Origin of the sequence: Sorangium sp. So ce363, assembly GCF_051520435.1 — a bacterium.
In the GTDB taxonomy this organism is placed as follows: Bacteria; Myxococcota_A; Polyangia; order Polyangiales; family Polyangiaceae; genus Sorangium; species Sorangium cellulosum_B.
In genome coordinates this window covers 6,263,251-6,284,163 of sequence record NZ_CP150333.1, presented here as the reverse complement: position 1 = coordinate 6,284,163, position 20,913 = coordinate 6,263,251, and the positions used below count along the sequence as shown (strand labels likewise).

Sequence of the window (20,913 nt, the reverse complement as noted above, 5' to 3'; positions counted from 1 at the left end):
ACGTCACTTCGGATCGGGGAACGGAGAGCCGGGCTTCTTGTGGTCCGTCAGGCTCTCGTCGGGCTGGGAAGCCTCGACCATCTCGTCGACCGGCGGCGCCTCGGCGTGCTCGGCCAGGAAGCGGGTGTCTTCGCGGACCATCGGAGGGGGCGGATCGCCGATGAGCTCGAGCTCGGTGGCGAGCCACTGCTCCTCTTCGATGAGCGCCCGACGGCGCGGATCAGTCAGGTCGCCTTGCCAGTGGTCGAGCTCGGTGTCGACCTCCTTGAGCCGGCGGCGTACCCTCACGACGTCGACGTTGTCCTTCACCGCGAAGCGCTCGGTGAGGAGCAGCGCGGTGTCGCCAGCGACCTCGACGAAGCCATGATGGACGGCCAGGCGGTGCTCCTGACCGTTCTGGTGGTAGGTCACGAGGCCGGTCCGGAGCGCGGCGAGCAGCGGGAGGTGACCCGGGAGCACACCGAACTCGCCGGCGACGCTCGGCGCGGTCACGTCCGTGACCTGCTCGCGCAGCGCGAGACCGGTCGGCGTCACGATCTCGAGGAGGATTGTGTCGGCCATGGCTGCGTCAGGACGCCCTCTGCGACGCCTTGGCCTTCACGTCCTCGATGCCGCCCACCAGGTAGAAGTCCTGCTCCGCGACATGGTCGAGCTTGCCGTCGAGGATCTCCTCGAAGCCCGCGATCGTGTCCTTGAGCGGCACGAGCTTGCCCTCGAGCCCGGTGAACTGGGCAGCCACGAAGAACGGCTGCGACAGGAACTTCTGGATCTTGCGGGCGCGCGCCACGACGAGCTTGTCGTCCTCGCTGAGCTCGTCCATGCCGAGGATGGCGATGATGTCCTGGAGGTCCTTGTAGCGCTGCAGCGTCTGCTGAACGCGCCGCGCGACGGAGTAGTGCTTCTCACCGACGATCTGGGGATCGAGCATCGTCGAGTTCGAGTCGAGCGGATCGACGGCCGGGTAGATGCCGAGCTCCGAGATCGCGCGCGACAGCACGGTGGTCGCATCGAGGTGGGCGAAGGCCGTGGCCGGCGCGGGGTCGGTCAGGTCGTCCGCGGGGACGTAGATCGCCTGGACGCTGGTGACGGAGCCCTTGGTCGTCGAGGTGATGCGCTCCTGGAAGGCGCCCATCTCCGTCGAGAGGGTCGGCTGGTAACCGACGGCGCTCGGGATGCGTCCGAGGAGCGCGCTCACCTCGGAGCCGGCCTGGGTGAACCGGAAGATGTTGTCCACGAACAGGAGGACGTCCTGCCCCTCCTCGTCGCGGAAGTGCTCGGCCACGGCGAGCGCCGAGAGCGCGACGCGGGAGCGAGCGCCCGGGGGCTCGTTCATCTGGCCGTAGATCAGCGCGGCCTTCGAGATGACGGGGCTGCCGTCTGCGAGCTTCGACTCGCTCATCTCGAGGAAGAGGTCGTTGCCCTCGCGCGTCCGCTCGCCGACGCCCGCGAAGACGGACACGCCGCCGTGCGCCTTCGCGACGTTGTTGATGAGCTCCAGGATGAGCACCGTCTTGCCGACGCCGGCGCCGCCGAAGAGGCCGATCTTGCCGCCCTTGCGGTAGGGGGCGATCAGGTCGATGACCTTGATGCCCGTCTCGAAGACCTCGACCTTGGTCGACTGCTCGATGAACGGGGGCGGCTCCCGGTGGATCGGCGCCATCTTCTTGGCGTGCACGGGCCCGGCTTCATCGATCGGCACACCGACGACGTTCAGGATCCGGCCGAGGCACTCGTTGCCGACCGGCACCATGATGGGCTTGCCCGTGTCGCGGACTTCCATCCCGCGCACGAGGCCGTCGGTGGAGTCCATCGCGATCGTGCGCACCGACGACTCGCCGAGGTGCTGGGCGACCTCGAGCACGAGGTTGTCTGGCTCAGCCGAGATGCTCGGGTTGCTCAGCTTGAGCGCGTTCAGAATCTTGGGCAGCTGGCCAGCCGGGAAATCGACATCGACGACCGGTCCGATGACCTGGGTGATCTTTCCAACAACCATGGAGCGGGAGCCCTCCTCGTACGTGCTTTGACGAGTCGCGGGGCCCACTAGCACGGACCTGCGCGTCCGACTAGTGCCGTCTGCCAGAAATTCTGCGGGATTTTTGACGGCCGCGTCGCTGCGGACGCGCGGTCGTGGGCGTGTTTTCCGGGGGCTGGGCTCCACGCGGGACGTCCGGGGGCGACGTCCATCTCGCATCATTCTCCGGCTCCGGCGAGGGGGCGCCGGCGCGCGGCGGGTGCTCAGCGTCCTCTGGGGGCGGCGATCCGCGCAAACGCCTCCACGCTGAGCGTCTCGCCGCGAGCGTCGAGCGAGATGCCGGCGTCCTTCGCGTGCCGCTCGAGCTCCTGGGAGGACCAGCCATAAAGGTTCTTCCAGGCGTTCCGGAGCGTCTTGCGGCGCGCCGAGAACGCGGCGCGCACGGCCGCGCGGAAGGCGTCCGTCTCCTCGGCGCGCCGCGGGCGCCACGGCGTCAGCACGACGACCGCCGAGTCGACCTCGGGCCTCGGGTAGAACGCGCCGGCGCGCGCGATCAGGAGGCGGCGCACGTCGAACGCGGCCTGCACGAAGACTGAGAGCGCGCCGTAGTCGGCGCTGCCCGGGGCGGCGACCAGACGATCCGCGACCTCGAGCTGCACCATGAAAACCGCGCGATCGATCTGATGCGCGACGGTGGTCGCCTGCTCGAGGAGCCGGCCCGTGATGTGGTACGGGAGGTTGCCCGCCACCGCGTGCGGCCGCGCGTGGCCGGAGAGCGCGCCGACCCAGTCGACCTGCGCTGCGTCTGCCTCGAGCAGCGTCAAGCGGCCTTCCTCGAGCGGTCCAGCGAGCTGCTCGCGCAAGATCGGGACGAGGTCGCGATCGCGCTCGATGGCGACGACGTGCGTGGCGCGATCGAGGAGCGGCCGCGTGAGCGCGCCGAGCCCTGCTCCGATCTCGATCACCGCGCCGCCCTCCGTCGTTGTGGCCGCCTCGGCGATCCGGCGCGCCGCATCGACGTCGACGAGGAAGTTCTGCCCGAACCCCTTCTTCGGGGAGAGACCGCGTGTGCGCAAGAGCTCTGCGATGGCCATCGCCCGTCCTTAGATCTGCGGTGGGTGCGCCCCGTCGTGGGCTACGTCTGCGGCTCTGTTCGGCGCGGCCGTCGCGCGCAGCCGCACCACGCGCACGCCGACCTTGCGGAGCACGGCTTCGCGGCGGGTCTGAGCTACCCGCGCGCGGATGAGCACCGCCTCGGCCGCGATCGGCGCGAGCTCCTGGAACGCCTTGTTGGACGGCGTGGGGCCGCTCTGCCCCTCGTCGCCGTCGCTCTCCTGCGGTCGCGGCGCCTCCCAGGGAGGCCCGAGCCCTGGCTCGAGATCCGGGAGCGTCCACACCACGTGAACAGCCTTCCGCGAGAGCCGACGCACGGCCTCCGAGAGCTGGCCCAGCTGTGCGTCGGCCGGAGGCGACGCGAGGACATAGACCATGCTCGCGCGCGGCTTGACGCGCGCGATGTGCGTGAGCGATTCGGCGACCGCCACGGCGGGATCGCGCCGATCCGGCTCGGCGCGCGCGGGCGACTCGATGCCGTAGCTCGCGAGGTAGCGGCGCAGCGTCCGTTCGCGCTGCGAGCGCCCGAGCGGCGTCGGCGCTGAGAACGGCGCACGTGCGCGCATCGACTCCGCGCGGGCCGCCAGCCGGTCGAGGTCGCCGCGGCGCAGATCGTCGAGCCCGCGCGCGTCGAGCGGCCTGAGGTGCTCGATGACGCGCGCCGCGACGTCCGACTCGTCGAGCTCGCTCCGATCCGCGTCGTACGTGCCGCACCCGACGGTGAGCGCTTGCGCGATCTTCTGGCCATGCCCTGGGCCGTGATCGGGCGCGATCGTCACGCGCGGGCCGGGGGCCAGGACGATGAGCCCGACGCGATCGCCGCGCCCGAGGTGCCTCGTCGCGATGGCCGCGGCCTCGTCGATCATGAGATCGAGCGGAGCGCGGCCGAGCGGACCCGCCCAGAGCTCCACGGCCGCATCGACGAGGACCCAGACCACATCCCGCTCCTCGCGCTCGAACTCCCGCACGAGCAGTGTGCCCCGGCGCGCGCTGGCCTTCCACGCGATCTTCCGGAACGGGTCCCCCGGCTGGTGCTCTCGCAGCTCGCGCAGGTCATCTCCTTCGCCGCGTACGCGCCCGGGCTTGCCAGAGGCTGCGAGGAGGTGACTGCGTCCTCCGCGCGGCTGCGTCAGGTACGGCATGAAGGGCCGCGGGAGCACCTCGATGCCATACGGGTTCGCGAAGGTCAGGGGCACCTCGAAGAGGCCCGGGGCGCCGTGGACCTCGAGCGCGAGCCCGTGGAGCCCGTGCTGGCCGACGCGCGGCGTTCGTACGATGACCTTCACCTTGAGCCGACCCGAGGCGGAGACTTCGCCGCGGTTCGGCTCGATGCGCACGTCGAGCTGCGACGAGGCGATGGTGCGCAGCTTGACGTAGCGAGCCGCGAGCGTGTCGCGGTTCCGAACCTCGGCCTCGATCTCGACGGTGCCTCCGCGCGCGGAACGGAGGATCCGCCGCGAGCCGCCCCAGAGCATCTCGAACCCAGCCGCGCGGATGCGCGCCACCGACACCAGCGTCACGCCGCGGGCGAGCGCGATCGCGACCAGGATCGCCCCGCCCCAGCCGACGATCGCCGGTTCGCGCGCGATGAGCCCGGCGCCCATGACCGCGACGCCGGCGATGGCCAGGTGGGCGGCGGTGCGCGTGGGGTAGAGCTGCATGCGGATCTACGCCGGCCGCGCCGCGCGCCGGTACCCCACGCGCTGAACCGCCTCGTCGACGATCGTGTCGCGCGCCTTGGGATCCACGTCGGCCTCGGGTACCAGCACCAGGCGATGGGCCAGCGTCGCTTGTGCCATGCCGCGCACGTCGTCCGGCGTGACGAACGGGCGCCCGCCGATCACCGCCGCCGCCTTGGCCGCCTGGACCAGCGCGAGCGTGGCCCGCGGCGATGCGCCGAGCAGCACGCGAGGGTGTGTGCGCGTGAACGCGGTGAGGTTCACCGCGTACTCGTACAGATCGTCCTCGACGTGGATCCTTCGCGCGACGCCCTGCAGCATGAGGAGGTCCTGGACGGAGAGCGTCGCCCGCGCCCGCGGCGCCTCGACGTTGTGCGCGCGGAGCATCGCCACCTCGTCCTTGTGCTGCGGGTAGCCGAGGCTCACGCGGATGAGGAACCTGTCGATCTGCGCCTCGGGCAGCGGGTAGGTCCCCTCGAGATCGATCGGGTTCTGAGTCGCGAGCACCATGAAGGGCGACGGCAGCTCGAAGCGATCGCCCTCGATCGTCACCTGTCGCTCCTGCATGGCCTCCAGGAGAGCCGACTGGGTCTTCGCCGGGGCGCGGTTGATCTCGTCGGCGAGCACGAGGTTCGCGAAGATCGGACCGGGGCGCAGCGTGAAGGTCCCCTCCTTGGGCGACAGGACATAGGTCCCCGTGATGTCGGCGGGCAGGAGGTCGGGCGTGAACTGGATCCGCCGGACCGACGCGCCCAGCGCGGCCGCGAACGCCTTGACCAGCGTGGTCTTCGCGACGCCGGGGACGCCCTCCAGCAGCACGTGCCCCTGCGCGAGCAGGGCGGTGAGCATCAGATCGATCGCGCGCGACGAACCGATGTACACGCGCGTGATCTCTCGCCGGACCGCCTCGATCCGCTCCTTTGCCGCGGAGATTTCGTCGACGGCGACGGCCTGAACCTGGTTCATCGAGCGCCTTTGTCTGGGTGGGGTGGTGCGAGCTTCGCGTCTGTTGGCGACGGCGACGCCGTCGTAGGATCGGGGGGCGCGCTGGGGTGACGTCCGCGCGGCGGCTTCCGGCCGTCGGCGCCGCAAGCCGCGAGGACATGCCGCACGACGTCGGCGGCGTGCACGAGCGCGGGCCTGGACACGTTCGCCGGTTTGCCGGCGACGACGGACGCTTCGACTCGGTACATGGTGCCCAGAACATCCTTGAAGGCCGAGAGGGCTCGCTCGTCAAGAGATCCCTCTCGCGCGACGAGCCGCGCGACCGTCTCCTGCGCCGGATTCGCCTCCAGGCCGAACCGCAAGGACAGCGCCTCGAACAGGGCGCTCTTCAGCTCGAGGAACGCGAGGCCCCGCGGGGAAGAGGGGGCGGCGAGGACGGCCAAGCGCCCAGCTGCGCCTCCCTGAGCGACGAGCGGCGTCGGACGGGCGTACCGGGGGAGCGGGCTCCGGTAGGGCCGTGCGGAGGCGCGCGCGGTCCAGATGGCGAGGCCGAGGCCGGCGAGCGCCGCGAGCGCGAGGAGGGCGCCGCCCGGAAGCCCGTCGCGGCGGGCGTCCTCGACGGCGCTCGCGAGCGCCTTGACCTGCGCGTCGAAGTCCTTGCGGAGCGACGTCTCGCCGCCGAACGAGCTCTCTTCGTCGAACCGGTTCGCGACGATGTGGAGCCGCCCTCGGCGCGGCTGAGCCCCATCCTCGTCGACCAGGTAGCGCGTCAGGCCCGAGGCGAAGGCGCGGTTGCCCGGGTACCTGAGCATCATGTTCATCAGCGCGGACGGGTCGCCCATCGCGAAGAGCCGGCCCTTGCCGACCTGCCCGGCGACGGCGAGGATCACGTCCGGCTCGCTGACGGCGCGGATCCGCAGCACGGGCGAGAGGTTCGGATGCCGGAGGCCGGTCGCGTGGTTCGTGACGAGCCGCTCCACGTGGCTGACGACGGGGTGCCGGCCGACGGAGTGGCCCCCGACGGTGTCGGCGACGGGCTCCGCGATCGCGAGGGAGGGCCGGTTCCGGAGCGCGGCGAGCGGCCGGGCTGGCGTCGGGATGCGCTCGATCTGGAATCGCCGGAGCGTGTCGTCGCCGCGGCCGAAGTCGTCGATGATGGCGAGCCGCCCGCCGGCCTTCATGAAGGAGGTCGTCTCGTCAGCGTCGAGCGTTTGCAGCGGGTGGAGGACCAGGATGCCGTCCTCTGGGCCGACCTGGCTCCAGTCGAGCACAGCGACGGGGTGGACCCTCGCGGCCCCCAGCTCCGCGCGCGCGATCTCGAGGAGCTCCGAGCAACCCTCCCAGCTCGGGTCGTTCACGTCGAAGGCGGCGCCCGCTGCTCGGGCGGGCGCGAGCAGCGCCATCAGTGCGACCAGCGCCGCCAGGAAGGAGCAGGGTGTGACCTGCGAGCGCACCGGCCGACGCCGATCTTCCCGAACAAGTTCGGAAGCGGAACCGGAACTGGAACCAGAAGCAGAACCCGACCCGAGACCGGACCTTGAGCCTGAGGAGCATGCGTGCGCAAACCACGCGCCGTGCCGCGTCATGAGCGCTGCGAACATACCACTGTCGGCCCGACCGATAACCTTGACCCGCCATCCCACATTGCTAGATTCGCTTCTAAGAGCGGGGTGCTTTCTCGCAGACCTCGTTCCACCAATTCAGCCGAGCACTCTACGAGGTGGAGGGGTTAGTCGATGCTTCCTCCGTTCATCATCGAGCAAATACGGCAGCGCGAAGAAGAGAAGGATCGGTCCAGAAGAGAAGAAATTCGACCGCGCCTCGAGCTGCCGATCGAACGCTACCCCGCACCTCGTCGTCTTCCGGACTCGGAAGAGGACGATCCCAACCGGGGCGTCATCATCCTCGATCTGGGCTGACGCCACGTGTAGCACGCGCTCCCGCGTGAACCCCCTGGAAGCGCTGCTCCAGCAGCGTGTCCTGGACGACGTACCTCCGAGACATTCCCCGTTTTCCTCGCAAATTCCATGAAGTTGGCGACCGTGCATGCACGCGGATCTCGGCTCCGCGCTCGCACCGGGCTCGTCCCGCGAGGACGGTTGGCGACTGGGCGAGGGGGGCTTCGAGCAGGCAGCGGGGGCCCGAAAGTTGTCCTCCGCGGACGTGCCCTGCTCGTGCGGGGTTGACCCTCGGCAGGATCTTCGCCTAGGTTGCGCCCCCACTTCTGGCGCGGAGCACTGAACGAGCTACGCTCCGGCGCCTCCAGAGCAAGCCGTGCACAACGTGGGCACGGGCTCTTCCATATCGATCGAGGTTCTACAGATGGCCGTTCATATTCGCCTCGCCCGCGCGGGCACCAAGAAGACGCCCTTCTACCGCATCGTGGTCGCCGACCAGCGCAGCCCGCGCGGCGGCAGGTTCATCGAGCGGCTGGGCACGTACGACCCGCGCAGGACCGAGATCCGCCTCGATGTTCCCCGCGTGAGGCACTGGATCTCGAACGGCGCCCAGCCGACGCACACGGTGGCGCTGCTCCTGAAGCACCCTGGGCTGGCCCAGGCGGCCGCTCCCGCGGACGCCGCGAAGTAGCATGGCCTCGTCGACGTCTCCGCTGGTCGATCTCGTCGCGCTCGTTGCCCGCGCGCTCGTCGATCAGCCGGACCGGGTCGTCGTGCGCGAGGTCGCGGGAGACCGCTTCCCCCGGATCGAGCTGACGGTCGCGCGCGAGGATATCGGCAAGGTGATCGGCAAGGACGGGCGCACAGCGCAGTCGATCAGGACGTTGCTGAGCGCCGCCGCGAGCAAGTCGGGGCGCCGCGCGCACCTCGACATCCTCGACTGAGACGAGCCCGACGTGGAGCGACGCTACGTTCCCGTCGCGGATGTCGCCCGTCCGCACGGCGTTCAGGGGGAGCTGCGGTTGCGCCTCTACAACGAGGCGTCCGACCTGCTCCTCACGCGCCCTCCGATCAGGCTGCGCCTTCCCGACGGCTCTGCGCGGGACGCGAAGATCGTGGCGACGCGGCCCGTCGACAAGGCGTTGCTCGTGCGGATCGCCGGGATCGACGATCGGGACGCGGCCGAGGCCCTGCGCGGAGCGACGTTGTGCGTCCCTCGGGACGCGTTCGCGCCGCTCTCCGAGGGCGAGTTCTACGCCTGCGACGTGGAGGGGGCGCGCGTGATGACGCCCGACGGCGATCTGCTCGGGCACGTGAGGTCGCTCCAGTCGTACCCGACCTGCGATGTGCTCGTCGTGGAGAGGCAGGGCGCAGATTCCATTGAGATCCCGCTGACCGAGAGCTTCGTCAGCAGCGTGGACGCGGAGCGGCAGGTCGTCCAGCTGGCGACGCTGGAAGGCCTCGTCTGAGCCGCCGTTCCGCGCAAGGGAGCCCGCCTCGGCAAGTGCGATGCGCATCGACGTAGTCACCCTGTTTCCGGAGCTGTTCGAGGGGTTCCTGGCGATCGGCATGGTCGGGCGCGCGCTCGCGTCGGGTGCGCTCGCCGTGCGGACGCGCAGCCCGCGTGAGTTTGGCCTCGGCCGACACCGGAGCGTGGATGACACGCCTTACGGCGGCGGCTCCGGCATGGTGATGCGCGTCGACTGCATCGTCCGCTGCCTGGAGGCGCTCGACGAAGCCGCCGCCGGAGGCGATGCGTCGAGCGCGCCTCCCGGGGCCGACGCGACGGCGTCCTCGGGGCCTCTGCCGCGCGCGCACCGGGTGCTGCTCACGCCGCAGGGGCAGCCTTTCCGTCAGGAGAAGGCCATCGAGCTCGCGGCGCGCCCTGCCGTTGCGCTCGTTTGCGGTCGCTACGAGGGGTTCGACGAGCGGGTGCGCGCTTTCGTCGACGAGGAGATCTCGCTCGGCGACTTCGTGATGACCGGCGGCGAGGTTGCGGCGATGGCGGTGATCGATGCGTGCGTGCGCCTGCTCCCAGGGGTGCTCGGAAACGCTGTGTCGGCGGAGCACGAGTCGCACAGCCCCGCGCTGTCAGGGCTCCTGGAGTACCCGCAGTACACCCGTCCCGTGGAGTTCCGTGGGCACAAGGTGCCCGACGTGCTGCAGCAAGGAAACCACGCAGCCATCGCCCGCTGGCGACGAGCGGAGGCCGAGCTGCGCACGGCCCAGCGCAGGCCCGACCTCTGGCGCAAGGCGCGTGGGGGAGAGCCGCCCCCGGACGAGAGCGGCGAGGCGCGGCGATGAGGCTCGCGCTCGCGCTCGTTCACTACCCCGTGCTCGACCGGTCCGGGGAGACGGTGACCACGGCGATCACGAACCTCGATCTGCACGACATGGCGCGGAGCGCGCGCACGTACGGCGCCGAGCGGCTCTTCGTCGTTCATCCGGTCGCCGCTCAGCGCGCGTTGGCAGAGCGGATCAAGGAACACTGGGTGATCGGCTCCGGCAAGCGCCGGATCCCGGATCGCGCGGTCGCGCTCGATGTGCTGAGCGTGGTCCCCAGCCTGGACGACGTGTACTCCGCGCTGAGCGGCGCAGGTCGGCGCGGCGTCGAGGTCTGGACGACCGCGGCGGCCTCGCGAGGGCTCCCGGTGACGAGCTACGCAGCGACCCGCGCGCGCCTCGCGCAAGCGAGCGATCCGGTGGTGATCCTGTTCGGCACAGGCTGGGGCCTCGCGCCAGAGGTCATCGCCGATGCCGACGTCCGGGTCGAGCCGATCAGGGCGGAGGCGAGCACCGGCTACAACCACCTGAGCGTGCGCGCGGCGTGCGCGATCACGCTCGATCGGCTGCTCGGCGACCGGAACGCCGGGTGATCTCGCGCGGCGCGCGGTCGTCGAGCGTGGCGCCAGCACCGCCGCGCGCCGTTCCGGTCCATCCTCCTGCGATGAGCGAGCGCGAGGCCGATCGTCCCGCCGGGGAGGCGAGCGCGGCGCGACCGATGCCCGACCGGCTGGTGCGCGAGCAGGCGTTCGCGCTCGGCTTCGACGTCGTGGGCGTCGCGCGCGCCGACGAGCCCCTCGGGGTCGAGCACGCACGGTACGTGGAGTTCGTCGCGCGCGGCATGCACGGGGAGATGGGGTACCTCGCGGAATACGCGGAGCAGCGGCGCCGGCTGGACACCAGCGCGATCCTCGAAGGAGCACGCTCGGTCGTGTGCGTCGGCCGCAGGTATGCGCGGCCCAAGGAGAGCGAGCGGCGCGACCCGCCGCTCGCGCAGAGCGTCGCGCGGTACGCGCGCGGGCAGGACTATCACAACCACCTGAAGCGGCGGCTCCGGCGGCTCGCGGCGTTCATCCGCTCGCTCGCGCCATCCGTGCTCGCGCGGCCGCTCTGCGATGTCGAGCCGGTGATGGAGCGCGTCTGGGCGGCGCGCTCTGGCATCGGTTTCGTCGGCAAAAACGGGCTGATCATCACGCCGGGGCAGGGGAGCTACCAGCTGCTCGGCGAGGTGGTCACCACGCTGGATCTCGTCCCCGACGTGCCCATCGCGGAGCGCTGCGGATCGTGCACGCGCTGCCTCGACGCGTGCCCGACGCAGGCGTTCGACGCGCCCTTCGTGCTCGATCCGCGGCGCTGCATTGCGTACCTGACGATCGAACAGAGGAACGCGCCGGCCGAGGCGCTGCGGTCCGGCATGGGTGAGCACCTCTTCGGCTGCGACGTCTGCCAGGAGGTATGTCCCTTCAACAGGACCGCGCCCCCGCCGCTCGAGCGCACCGCGCCGTTCCATCCTCTGGCCCGATGGGAAGCGCGGGACGTCGACGACCTCGTGGCGCTCGACGAGCAAGCGTTCGACGCGCTGACCGTCGGGACGCCGGTCCGGCGCGCGCGACGCGGCGGGCTCGCCCGAAACGCGACGATCGTCGCTGCGAACCGGCTGGCGAGCGGCGCAGAGGGCGCGGCGGCAGCGAGCGCGAAGCGCGCGCTCGTCGCAGCGCTCGCTCATGACGACGCATCGGTGCGCGAGGTCGCCGCGTGGGGGGTGAGCCACGCAGGGGGCGGCGAGCCGGCGGGCCCGGGCGCGCCGAGGCCTGACGGGTCGAACGAGGATCCCGGTGCAGGTTGAGGCGCGCTGCCCGCCGCGATCGAACGCGGCGCGGGAGCGCGGCGGTGCTCGGGCGCTCTTCGCGGGGGCCCGATGATCCGCTACGGTGTGCGCCGGCAAAGCGCCGCGCGCACGAGCACCAACGTGGATCTCCCCTCCAGGCTCCGAGCGCTCCTCGACGATCTACGCCGGCACGATTCCGTCCTCTGGCGGCGGGCAGTCGACGCTGGGGTGACCTACGGCCCGGACCTTCTCGTCCGGCACAGCCCTGCGTTGTTCGGGCTCGTCGTCGGCGCTGTGTTGCCGGAGCAGCGGAGGGCCGTGCGCAGGAACCTCCGGCTGGCGCTGGGCGAGCGGGGGACGCTCGACGAGTACCGCGATGTCGCCCGGGTGTTCATCAACTTCGCCAGCTGTCTCACGGACGCGTTCATCGCGGGCAGCAGCCGGCCCGATCGGCTCACCGGCCTGTGCGTGAACGACGAGCACTTCACGAACGCGTTCCAGCGGGGCCTCGGCGTGATCGTCGTCACGGCGCATACCGGCGGCTGGCAGGCCGCCGCGCCGCTGCTGCGATCGGTGCACGCCGCCGACGTGCTCATCGTGATGCAGCGCGAGCGCGACCAGCGAGCGCAGGCCATCCAGGACGGCACGCGAGATCGGGTCGGCGTACGGATGCAGCACGTGGCCGACGATCCGCTCGCGGTGCTCCCGCTGCTCGCGCACCTCAGGCGGCAGGGCGTCGTGGCCATCCAGATCGATCGACTTCCGTCCGGGATGCGCGGGCGCGACGTCGAGCTCTTCGGGCGACCCTGGCGCGTCCCGGAGGGCCCGCTTCAGCTCGCGGCGGTCAGCGGCGCGCCGATCGTCCCCGTGTTCACGCGGCGGACCGGCTTCATGGAGTACGAGATCTGCATCGCGCCGCCCATCTCGCTCCCCCGCAAGCCAGGATCGTCCGAGCTCGACGTGGCAGCGCGGCAGATCACGGCGGAGATGGAGCGTTTCCTCCGGGACAACCCGACGCAGTGGTTCCACTTCGAATAAATCAAGGATTTTGCTCCCCAAATGAGAAATCGCGCCGCCGTCGGGCACGCGCTGCATCGGCGCGCAAGGTGGGTTAAGAGTCCGCGCTGATGGCCCGCCTCCTCGTCGGACTGCCCTCGCTCAAGGGCGATATTCAGAAGTACAAAGATCGCTTCGATCTGGTCGAGCTCCGCCCGCTCGATACGTCGCTGCCTCGCGCGACGACGCTGCGCAAGTGGCGCAAAGCGGTGCCGCCGGGCTTCGTCTTCAGCGTGGTGCTGCCGCGCGTGGTCGGCGAGCTCGCCGGCGGGCGCGACCTCGACGAGGCGCTCTCGGCCTCGCTCGAGGTGGCGGCCGTGCTGGAGGCGCGGTGCGTCCTGCTCCAGACGCCGGCGTCGCTCCGGCCGACGGCGAGCAACCGCAAGAAGCTCGCGGCGCTCTTCGAGCGCCTGCCCGCCGAAGGGGTCGTGCGCTGCTGGGAGCCCTCCGGGATCTGGGAGCGCGACGACATCGTTGCGACCGCGCGCGCCGCCAAGGTCATCCCGGTGCTCGACGTGGCGCGCGACGCGCCGCCGCCCGGGCCGATCGTCTATACACGGCTGCGCGCGCTCGGGCGGTCCTCGTCGATGGGAGCGGCCGCGCTCGAGCGGGTCGCCGAGCGCCTGCGCGGACGGCGTGAGGTGTTCCTGGTCGTCGAGGGCGACCGTGCGCCGCAGATCAAGTCGCTGCTCGCGGCGGCGCTCGCGCGCACGCCGGATCGCTCGACAGCGTCGGCTGTGGTAAGGCCGACCATGCCCATGCCCAGCACCCTCGTCGCCGAGGACGAGGAGCAGTGATCCGCGGCGCGGCAGCCACCGCGAGCGACTCCTTTGCGGCCTCGGCCGCCCGGGCCGCGCTCGAGTCCTCCGGCAGCGCGATCGACGCGATCGTCGCCGGCTTCTTCGCTGCAGCTGGCGCGCAGCCCGACGTGCTGCTCGCGCCCGCCGTCGCGCTGGCGGCCGGCGTCGGCGTCGGCGCGAGGGCGTTCGATGGACGGGCGATCCAGCCTGGGCGCGGCGCGCCGCGGCCGCGCGGGTTCGTCGATGGGCAGAGCGTCCCGGAGGCCGCGCACGTCGCTGTTCCGCGCTCGCTCGGCATGCTGGTCCTGCTGCACGGCTACCTCGGACGCGCGCGGCTCCGTGAGCTGGTTCGCTCCGGTGTGGTCGCGGCGGAGCGCGCGGGCGCGACCGGGCGCGCCGCGCTGCTCCGCGAGGTCGGCTCGCTCGGCGCGGTGGCGCTCCGGGCGCGCGATGTGGAGCGGGCGCTGCTGGCCGTCGGCGGGGCGGTCGCGGGGGGGACGCTGACCGCCGAAGATCTCGCTGAAGCGGTGCCCGCCGAGGTGGAAGCCGCGTCGACCACGATCGCGGAGGGGGCGACCGCGCTCCAGGCACCCTGGCCGGTAGGGGACGTGGCGCGACCCACGGACGCCATCGTCGCCTGCGACGGCTGGGGCACGGTCGCAGCGCTCGCCTACACGCGCACCGATGATGGCATCACCGTCCCCGAGCTCGAGATCGTGCTCGGCCGCGACGCCGTCCCGGTGCGCCGCGGGATCACGCGCCTCGCCCCTGGCACGCCCCTGCCCGCGGCCGCGCCGATCGGGATCCTCCAGCGCGGCGCCTTCGCGGCTGCGATCGCGCTCGCAGGCAAGCCCACGATCGAGGTGAGGGTCCTCACCGCGCTCCTCGGCGGCACCGCGCTCGAAGCTGCCCTTCATGATGTCCGCACGCAGCAGGGCGCCAGCGCCGCCATCGCCGTCCTGCGCGACGAGCGCGACGCGCGCACGGCCAACCTCGCAGCCGGCTTCATGGCGGGGGCAGGGACGCAGCCGGCAGAGGGGTGAGGCGCAGCGGGCGTCGGTCGGCCGAAGCGGAGATCGGCCGGCCATGCGGCTCCCTAGCCGACGCGGCGCGGGCCATCGAGGGCGCCGTGGAGGAGCGCTGAGGCTGCAGCGAGGTGCAGCGAGCCGCTGCGCAACGTGCGCTGCGGCCGACGCCTGCCAGCTCGCGCCGGCTGCATGCGCCGCGTGCCGTCACGCACGCGGCACTTCCAAAACTGAAGATGGATGGAGGCGAGCCCCGAGAGGGGGAGAACAGAGCGCGGCGCATCCAGCCGCGAAGCGGCGGCCGACATTCAGGCCGGCCGGCGCGCTGGCGCTGGGCCTAGAGCGCGACGCCGTAGCGCTTCGCGTAGGCGACAACGCCGATCTTGTCGATCGTGCGGATGTCGCGTGTCGTGAGGTTGAGCTTCACGAAGCGGTTGAGCTCGGGGACCCAGACGCGCCGGGTCTGAATGTTCACGAGCTGCCAGCGCTTCGTCTTGATGTTGGAGTGGGAGACATTCTGCGCCAGAAGCTTCCGCTTCCCAGTGATGTCGCTCTTCGCCATGACGTCCTCGGTTGGAAGGGGCCCTGCGTCGGTGCCCCGACCGTAAATCGAACTAGCTGGCCGGGCGCACGCCCTGCGCGGGGGAGCAGGGGGGCTCGGGAGCGCGGGAAAGTGAAGGAAGCCGGGGGACATGTCAAGCGTCGTCCGGGGGATCATTGCCGCTGTAGGCTGGAAATCTCTGTCGGAGAGGTCGATCGGTCGATCGCCGCGCTGACGCCGGCCGGACGCAGAAGGGGATGGGGAAGAGCGGGTCGCAACCCGGCCCGGACGAGCCTCTCCCCTCGGTGTCCCCGACGCCCTACGCGCCAGCTGACGCGCGGCCTAGGTCAGCCACTCGCCGCCCGAGGGCGGACGCCGATCCCGCCCGTCCTTCTCGTTCTCGGGGCGGCGTGAGTGCAGATCGATGCGCCGGGCGTCGGCAGCCAGGCGCCAGGCCAGGATCTGGAACAGGCCGAGGCTCGTGATGGCGGACGTCGCCGCGAACGCAAGGCTCGCGGAGAGCACGATGACGATGTCCCGGGGCGAGAAGGTGTCGAGATGCGCGAGCCTGCCGACGACCAGGTCGGCCGTGAAGGCGAGCACCACAGCGACGGCAAGGAACGACCCCGCGCCCGTCGTCTCCGCACCCATGAACCCGGTAAGGCTGGATAGGACCGCCAGGATCACCAGCAAGGCGCCGAGATGGCCCAGGTGCGGATCGTGCAGAGCCAGCTGTCCGATCGCATGCCCGAAGGATGGGAGCGTGACGAGGAAGGCGGCGACGAGCAGCCACCGTGCGCCGCTGTACGCCCTGTAGCGAGACCGGAAGACGAGCGCAGCCGGGAGCGCTATCGCCGCGACGGCCCGGGCGGTTCCCCAGCCGACCGCCGTCCCCGAGCTCTGGAGGCCGAGGACGGTCGCGATCGCCCCGAGCACCACCATGGCGACGGCGCGCTGCCGGTAGCTCACCGACGTGAGCGCGGTGAACAGCGCGACGATGCCCAGGACGAACGCTGGCGGCCCCGCGACAACGCCGTCCGGGCGGAGCCCAGCGATCGACAGGCCGCCGAGCAGAAGGAATCCGGCGCCCACCGCAGCACACCAGATCCGCGCCGCGTCCTGCGCTGGACGCATCGGCGCCAGGTCCTCCATGAGCGCTTCGGACGCGAGGAGCGGCTTGGTGACGTGCTCGCGCGTGCTCGGGGGCGCCACCTCGATCGGGATGGCCGGGTTCGACTCGAGGCGCCGATCGACCGGAGCGGCGCTGATCGACGCCGCAGCCGGTCCTTCCTGGGCGCGGTCGGCCGGGCTGTCGCCGGTTGTGGCGCCCTCCGGCTGGGCTGGTGCGGCCTTTTCCCGTTCAGCGATCGCGCGACGGCTCGCTGGCGGGCGGTCGCGGCTCGCCTCTCCGAAAGGCTTTTCCATTGATGGAGCTGGATCAGATCTCACGGGCGTCGAAGGGAGGGCTGCTGCGGAGCTGACCGAGCAGCTCGGCTGAGGTGAGCCGCGCGACCAGGGTACGACCGAAGTCTCGCACGGCAGGGAATCCTTGCCCATCCATGGCAAGGGATTGCTCGTCCATGTACAGCCGGCGTGCAATCTCGATTTGCACGGCGTGGACGGCACGGTGCGGTTGGCCGTAGTGCGCGGTGCTGAAACCCCCTTTATAGGGGTCATCATGGCGCACGGAGAAGCCGCAGGCGCGCGCGTGCTGATCGACCGCGTCGATCACCGCGCTCGCGGCGGTCGTCCGCCCGCGCGTGCCGGGGACGATGTCGGCCCGAGCGATCGCGCTCTCCGCGTGGCCGCGGCGGCCCTGGCTCGGCATCGAGTGCGCGCAGAGGAGGATCGCGAAGCCGAAGCGCTCGCGCTTGCGGGCGAGGAGCGCGCTGAGGGCGCCGTGATAGGGGCGGTAGAAGCGGTCGAGCCGGCGCTCCACCTCCTGCCGCGGCAGCCGAGCGGCGAGGATCGGCTCGCCGTCCGTGGTCATGCGCCAGATGAGCCCCCGCGGGTAGGGCGCCCGGCCGCCGCCCTCGACCGCGTCGCCGTCGCAGTCGGCCTCGCCCCGGTTGAGATCGACGACCAGCCGGCTCATCCTGGAGAAGAGGAGCGTCGCCCCCTCGGCCGGAGCGTCCTGAAAGAGCGCGTCGACGTACAGGTCCGCGTCGCGCCCGATGCTGCGCGCCGGCGCGATGGTCCAGGACAGCGACTCGGGATCCACGTGGACGCCCGCGTGCGGTACCTCGACGAGGACCGGGCTTTCCGCTCCGCGGGGCTCGATGACCTCGAAGGCTGACACCACGGGGCCCACTGTGACGCATTCCGCGTCCGGCTGGAACCAGGACGGGGAGGTGAAACGCCGGAAGGGAGGAAGACGTATTGCCGTTCGGGGCGTTCTGGGTCGATCCGCTCCGGCCCGGCTTTCTGGCGCGCTTCGCCGCTTTCGAAGTACCGTTGGCCGTGGACCTTGCGACCTGGGTGGACGCCTACCTGGATCACCTTCGCGTCGAGCGGGCTCTGGCGCCCCTGACGCTCGAGGCGTACGGCCATGATCTCGCCAAGCTCGTCGCCCATGCCGAGGCGAGCGGGGTCACGACCGTCGATGGGCTCGACCAGGCGCTGATCGGCACCTACCTGGTCGCGCTCGGCCAGGCGGGCATCAGCGCCAGCTCGGCGGCGCGCCACCTCTCCGCGGTCCGCGGGTTCATCCGCTTCCTGCTCCGCGAGCGCCGCATCGAGCGGGATCCATGCGCGCTGGTCGAGCGACCCAGGGTCGGGCGGCGGCTGCCCAAGGTGCTCTCGTTCGACGAGATCGCGCTCCTCATCGAGGCGCCCGAGCAAGGGACGTTCAAGGGGCTGCGCGATCGCGCGATGCTCCACGTGATGTACGCGGCCGGCTTGCGCGTCAGCGAGGTGGTGCGCCTCAAGCTCGCGGACGTCGACCGGCGCAAAGGGATCGTGATGGCGCTCGGCAAGGGGGGGAAGCGGCGGCTCGTGCCGCTCGGCGAGCCGGCGCTCGCCGCCATCGACGCCTACCTGGAGCTGCGCGCGACGCACCCGCGCAGCGCGGCGACCCAGGTGCTGTTCCTCTCGCCGCGCGGCGGGCCGCTCACCAGGCAGGCGGTGTGGAAGCTCCTCGGCGGATATGCGCGCGCCGTGGGCATCGCCAAGCCGAGCTCGCCGCACAAGCTCCGCCACTCGTTCGCGACGCACCTGCTCGAGGGGGGCGCGGATCTCCGGAGCGTCCAGGCGCTCCTCGGTCATGCGAACGTCGTGACGACTGAGATCTATACGCACCTCGCCGACGACCACGTGCGCGCCGCGTACCGTCGGGCGCACCCTCGCGCGTGAGCGCGCGCAAGATGGCTATTTGCAGCGTTTGAGGAATTTGCCGCAAGGCTTGCTCGCCGCCTGCCCCGCTGGCTGAGCCGGGGGGATCTCGGTGAGCTGGAACTCTTGCACGAGCGGCGTTCCGGCCTTGACGACCACGCCCAGGCTCCGCGGGAAGTAGCCGGTTCGCTTGACGCTCACCTTGTGAACCCCAGGGGAGAGCCCGAGCTCGACCTCCGGGGCCTGCGTCACCTTGCCGTCGATGGTGATCTCCTCGCAGGCGACGGGCTTGCAGGAGATCTTCACCGTCGCGTCGGTCGCTACGCCGGCGTCGGTCGAGGCGCCGGCATCGATCGGGGGCTCGGCGTTCGGGGTCCCGGCGTCGGCCGGCGCGCTGTGGGCTGGCTCGGGCGGAGCGGGCTCGGCCGACGGCGCGGGGGGAGCCGCCGCGGAAGCGCTGGTCGAGGCGCTGGGGCTCGGCTGCGCCTTGTCCTTGCGGTCCAGGACGTACCACGCGGCGGCCGTGCCCCCGACGAGCAGCACACCAACGATGCCCACCATCAGGGAGGCCGCCTTGCCCCACGGCGACCGGGGCGCGGTGCTGACCGCCGTCAGCGCGGGAATGCCGCTTCGACGGGATGCGGTCTGGCTCTGGGCCGAAGGTGACGGCGCCTGCCCGGCGGGCGCGTCGGCAAAAGGCTGCGGCGGCTGCGGCGAGGGCGCCAGCGGCGGCGAAGGTGAAAACGGCGCGTGCGACGGCTGTGGTGAGGGTGAAAACGGCGAGGGCACCAGCTGTGTGGCGTCGCCGGGCGGCAAGGGCGCGGGCGCGCTCGCCGCGGTGACGGCAACGGCCGGCGGCGCGGGCGCGACCGCCTCGTTCACCGAAGGAGACAGGGCGAGCGTCGAGCCCACCTCGATCGCGGCCGCCGAGAAGCCGCTGAGCATGGCCGCGAGCTCGCTCGCGGAGCGGAAGCGCTCGCGCGGATCGTGCGCCAGCGCGCGCGCGAAGGCGCCGTCGAGCACAGGGCTCAGCGGGACGCCGAGCTCCGCGGCCCGCGCGGACGCGGCGAGGCGCGGCGCCATGAGCTCGCGCTGCCAGCCCTGGATGTCCACCTGACCCTGGCAGGAACGCCAGTACGAGCGGCCCGTGAGCGCGAAGAAGGAGACCAGCGCAGCGGAGAAGATGTCGGCGGCGGGTCCCGCCTGGCCGCCCGGCTGAAGCTGCTCGGGCGCTAGCCACGGCGCGGAGAGGACATACCCCTCCTGCGTCGGCACCATGCTCCGCGCGAGGGACGGCCCGAAGTCGGTGAGCTTCACGCTGCCCGGAGCGCTCGGGTCGATGAACAGGTTCGTCGGCTTGAGGCCGTGGTGGGGGACCTCGCGGGCGTGGGCCGCGTCGAGCACCGCCGCGAGAGAGCGGAGCATCGAGCCGACCTCCTCGAAGCCCATGGGCCGGCGACGCACGAGCTCGGCGAGCGACGGAAACGGGATCATGTCCGTCACCGTGAAGGGCGCGGCCGTCGCCGGGTCGTAGCCGGCCTCGAGGATGTGTGCGGCGAGCTCTGGCGGCAGCCTGTTCGTCTCGGCCACGTACCGCTGGAGGTGCTGCATCGCGTCCCCGCGCTGACCGACGACGGGCGAGTACAGCTTGATGGCGACGTCGCGCGCTTGCGCCGTCACCGCGCGGAAGGTGGCCGTCGCGCCCCCGTAGCCGAGGAGCGAGCGGACCGAGAACCTCCCCGCGATGACGCTGCCCGGCGCGACGTTCGGTGCCGTCACGAGATCACTCCGCCGCGACCGAGATCGACTCGATCGATTGCAGGATGGTCTCGTCGGCGCCGGAGTTGTCGTCCTCGGGGACGAAGCCGAGCCCCAGCACGATCTCTCCGTCCTTCCCGGTGTCGCCGAAGATCAGCAGCGGGCCCTTCCTGGTCCCGCGGGCGGCGCCCTCCTTTTGCCACAGGCCGATCTTCCGCCCGGCGACGTCCTTGATGTCGTCGGGCTTCTTCCAGTTCACCTTCTTCTTCGGCAAGGTCACGTTGATCTCGCGCGCCAGCGCCTCGAGCGCGGCGTCGCGCTTCTCGATCGCCTGCTTGCCCTCGCCCGCGTCGATCTGCGCCGTCGCGAAGGCCGGGCCCTCGTCCGCGGCCTGCGCGATCGTGGCGCTCTCCGCCTGGGCATAGGTCCAACCCTTCGCGGGCGTGAACACGAGTGAGCTCTGGGCGATCTTCGCCCGGGTCGACGCCTCTGCCTGGCACTGCTCATCGAGCGCCTTGCAGGGCTTCGGAGCAGGGGGAGGCGGAGGCGGTGGCGCCGCGGTCACGGTCGGCGGCGGCGCTACGGGTTGCGGTGGAGGCGGCGAGCTGCACGCCGCGGCGAGCGCCGCCGCAGCGCCCAGCGCTAGGGTAGGCAATCGTCGGAAGAACATTGCGCCCGAGCGTTG

22 protein-coding genes are annotated in these 20,913 nt (G+C 71.5%); 11 read left to right on the top strand and 11 right to left on the bottom strand.

The genetic code is table 11. From position 1 onward, the window contains the following. Positions 1 to 3: 3 nt before the first annotated feature. From atpC to WMF12_RS23505, 6 genes are all read right to left on the bottom strand, one after another. On the bottom strand, positions 4 to 561 hold the full coding sequence (atpC, locus tag WMF12_RS23530; RefSeq protein ID WP_437873718.1) for an ATP synthase F1 subunit epsilon: 558 nt from the start codon (positions 559 to 561) through the stop codon (positions 4 to 6). 7 nt (positions 562 to 568) lie between these two features. Continuing rightward, positions 569 to 1,993: a F0F1 ATP synthase subunit beta gene (atpD, locus tag WMF12_RS23525; RefSeq protein WP_437747860.1), complete on the bottom strand. Its 1,425-nt coding sequence runs from the start codon at positions 1,991 to 1,993 to the stop codon at positions 569 to 571. A gap of 242 nt (positions 1,994 to 2,235) precedes the next feature. Further along, on the bottom strand, positions 2,236 to 3,066 hold the full coding sequence (gene rsmA / locus WMF12_RS23520) for a 16S rRNA (adenine(1518)-N(6)/adenine(1519)-N(6))-dimethyltransferase RsmA (RefSeq protein ID WP_437747859.1): 831 nt from the start codon (positions 3,064 to 3,066) through the stop codon (positions 2,236 to 2,238). Positions 3,067 to 3,075: 9 nt separating this feature from the next. Then, entirely contained in the window at positions 3,076 to 4,746 is a 1,671-nt protein-coding gene (locus tag WMF12_RS23515; protein WP_437873717.1) for a DUF58 domain-containing protein, read from the bottom strand. Positions 4,747 to 4,752: 6 nt separating this feature from the next. Further along, a complete protein-coding gene (locus WMF12_RS23510) occupies positions 4,753 to 5,730 on the bottom strand; it encodes an AAA family ATPase (RefSeq protein WP_012237073.1) in 978 nt (325 codons plus the stop codon). After that, positions 5,727 to 7,163, bottom strand: a complete 1,437-nt coding sequence (locus WMF12_RS23505) for a DUF4350 domain-containing protein (RefSeq protein ID WP_437873716.1) — start codon at positions 7,161 to 7,163, stop codon at positions 5,727 to 5,729. The genes WMF12_RS23510 and WMF12_RS23505 overlap by 4 nt, the downstream gene beginning before the upstream one ends. A gap of 282 nt (positions 7,164 to 7,445) precedes the next feature. Here WMF12_RS23505 and WMF12_RS23500 point away from each other — a divergent pair, with 282 nt between their 5' ends. The 10 genes from WMF12_RS23500 (at position 7,446) to WMF12_RS23455 (ending at position 14,617) form a co-directional block, all read left to right on the top strand. Then, positions 7,446 to 7,628 (top strand): hypothetical protein, encoded by a 183-nt coding sequence (locus WMF12_RS23500; RefSeq protein WP_157906850.1) that lies wholly within the window; start codon positions 7,446 to 7,448, stop codon positions 7,626 to 7,628. 403 nt (positions 7,629 to 8,031) lie between these two features. After that, on the top strand, positions 8,032 to 8,298 hold the full coding sequence (rpsP, locus tag WMF12_RS23495; protein ID WP_012237071.1) for a 30S ribosomal protein S16: 267 nt from the start codon (positions 8,032 to 8,034) through the stop codon (positions 8,296 to 8,298). 1 nt (position 8,299) lies between these two features. Then, positions 8,300 to 8,551, top strand: a complete 252-nt coding sequence (locus tag WMF12_RS23490; protein ID WP_012237070.1) for a KH domain-containing protein — start codon at positions 8,300 to 8,302, stop codon at positions 8,549 to 8,551. Between the two features lie 12 nt (positions 8,552 to 8,563). Then, positions 8,564 to 9,076: a ribosome maturation factor RimM gene (gene rimM, locus WMF12_RS23485; RefSeq protein ID WP_437873715.1), complete on the top strand. Its 513-nt coding sequence runs from the start codon at positions 8,564 to 8,566 to the stop codon at positions 9,074 to 9,076. A 40-nt stretch (positions 9,077 to 9,116) separates the two neighbouring features. Next, positions 9,117 to 9,911, top strand: a complete 795-nt coding sequence (gene trmD / locus WMF12_RS23480) for a tRNA (guanosine(37)-N1)-methyltransferase TrmD (protein WP_437873714.1) — start codon at positions 9,117 to 9,119, stop codon at positions 9,909 to 9,911. Then, on the top strand, positions 9,908 to 10,483 hold the full coding sequence (locus tag WMF12_RS23475; RefSeq protein WP_437873713.1) for an RNA methyltransferase: 576 nt from the start codon (positions 9,908 to 9,910) through the stop codon (positions 10,481 to 10,483). Before trmD ends, WMF12_RS23475 begins: the two co-directional genes overlap by 4 nt. 71 nt (positions 10,484 to 10,554) lie before the next feature. Next, entirely contained in the window at positions 10,555 to 11,736 is a 1,182-nt protein-coding gene (gene queG, locus WMF12_RS23470; protein ID WP_437873712.1) for a tRNA epoxyqueuosine(34) reductase QueG, read from the top strand. A 72-nt stretch (positions 11,737 to 11,808) separates the two neighbouring features. Further along, on the top strand, positions 11,809 to 12,756 hold the full coding sequence (locus tag WMF12_RS23465) for a lysophospholipid acyltransferase family protein (RefSeq protein WP_437747851.1): 948 nt from the start codon (positions 11,809 to 11,811) through the stop codon (positions 12,754 to 12,756). 89 nt (positions 12,757 to 12,845) lie between these two features. Continuing rightward, positions 12,846 to 13,571 (top strand): DUF72 domain-containing protein, encoded by a 726-nt coding sequence (locus WMF12_RS23460; protein WP_437301456.1) that lies wholly within the window; start codon positions 12,846 to 12,848, stop codon positions 13,569 to 13,571. After that, positions 13,568 to 14,617: a hypothetical protein gene (locus WMF12_RS23455; protein ID WP_437873711.1), complete on the top strand. Its 1,050-nt coding sequence runs from the start codon at positions 13,568 to 13,570 to the stop codon at positions 14,615 to 14,617. The genes WMF12_RS23460 and WMF12_RS23455 overlap by 4 nt, the downstream gene beginning before the upstream one ends. A 319-nt stretch (positions 14,618 to 14,936) precedes the next feature. On the opposite strand, the gene rpmB is transcribed toward WMF12_RS23455, so the two are convergent. The 3 genes from rpmB to WMF12_RS23440 all read right to left on the bottom strand — a co-directional run bounded on the left by rpmB (position 14,937) and on the right by WMF12_RS23440 (position 17,442). Then, a complete protein-coding gene (gene rpmB / locus WMF12_RS23450) occupies positions 14,937 to 15,161 on the bottom strand; it encodes a 50S ribosomal protein L28 (protein ID WP_012237062.1) in 225 nt (74 codons plus the stop codon). 321 nt (positions 15,162 to 15,482) lie between these two features. Continuing rightward, positions 15,483 to 16,565 (bottom strand): hypothetical protein, encoded by a 1,083-nt coding sequence (locus tag WMF12_RS23445; RefSeq protein ID WP_437747849.1) that lies wholly within the window; start codon positions 16,563 to 16,565, stop codon positions 15,483 to 15,485. 13 nt (positions 16,566 to 16,578) lie between these two features. Next, positions 16,579 to 17,442, bottom strand: coding sequence for an N-formylglutamate amidohydrolase (locus WMF12_RS23440; protein ID WP_437873710.1), 864 nt, complete (start codon positions 17,440 to 17,442; stop codon positions 16,579 to 16,581). A gap of 158 nt (positions 17,443 to 17,600) precedes the next feature. On the opposite strand from WMF12_RS23440, the gene xerD reads away from it, so the two are divergent. After that, positions 17,601 to 18,491 carry a site-specific tyrosine recombinase XerD gene (gene xerD / locus WMF12_RS23435; protein WP_437873709.1) on the top strand — a complete coding sequence of 297 codons (891 nt, stop codon included), beginning with the start codon at positions 17,601 to 17,603 and terminating at the stop codon, positions 18,489 to 18,491. Between the two features lie 15 nt (positions 18,492 to 18,506). On the opposite strand, the gene WMF12_RS23430 is transcribed toward xerD, so the two are convergent. Both WMF12_RS23430 and WMF12_RS23425 read right to left on the bottom strand, forming a co-directional pair. Continuing rightward, positions 18,507 to 20,249 carry a serine/threonine protein kinase gene (locus tag WMF12_RS23430; RefSeq protein ID WP_437873708.1) on the bottom strand — a complete coding sequence of 581 codons (1,743 nt, stop codon included), beginning with the start codon at positions 20,247 to 20,249 and terminating at the stop codon, positions 18,507 to 18,509. A 4-nt stretch (positions 20,250 to 20,253) separates the two neighbouring features. Beyond that, positions 20,254 to 20,883: a hypothetical protein gene (locus WMF12_RS23425; RefSeq protein WP_437747845.1), complete on the bottom strand. Its 630-nt coding sequence runs from the start codon at positions 20,881 to 20,883 to the stop codon at positions 20,254 to 20,256. Between the last annotated feature and the right edge of the window lie 30 nt (positions 20,884 to 20,913).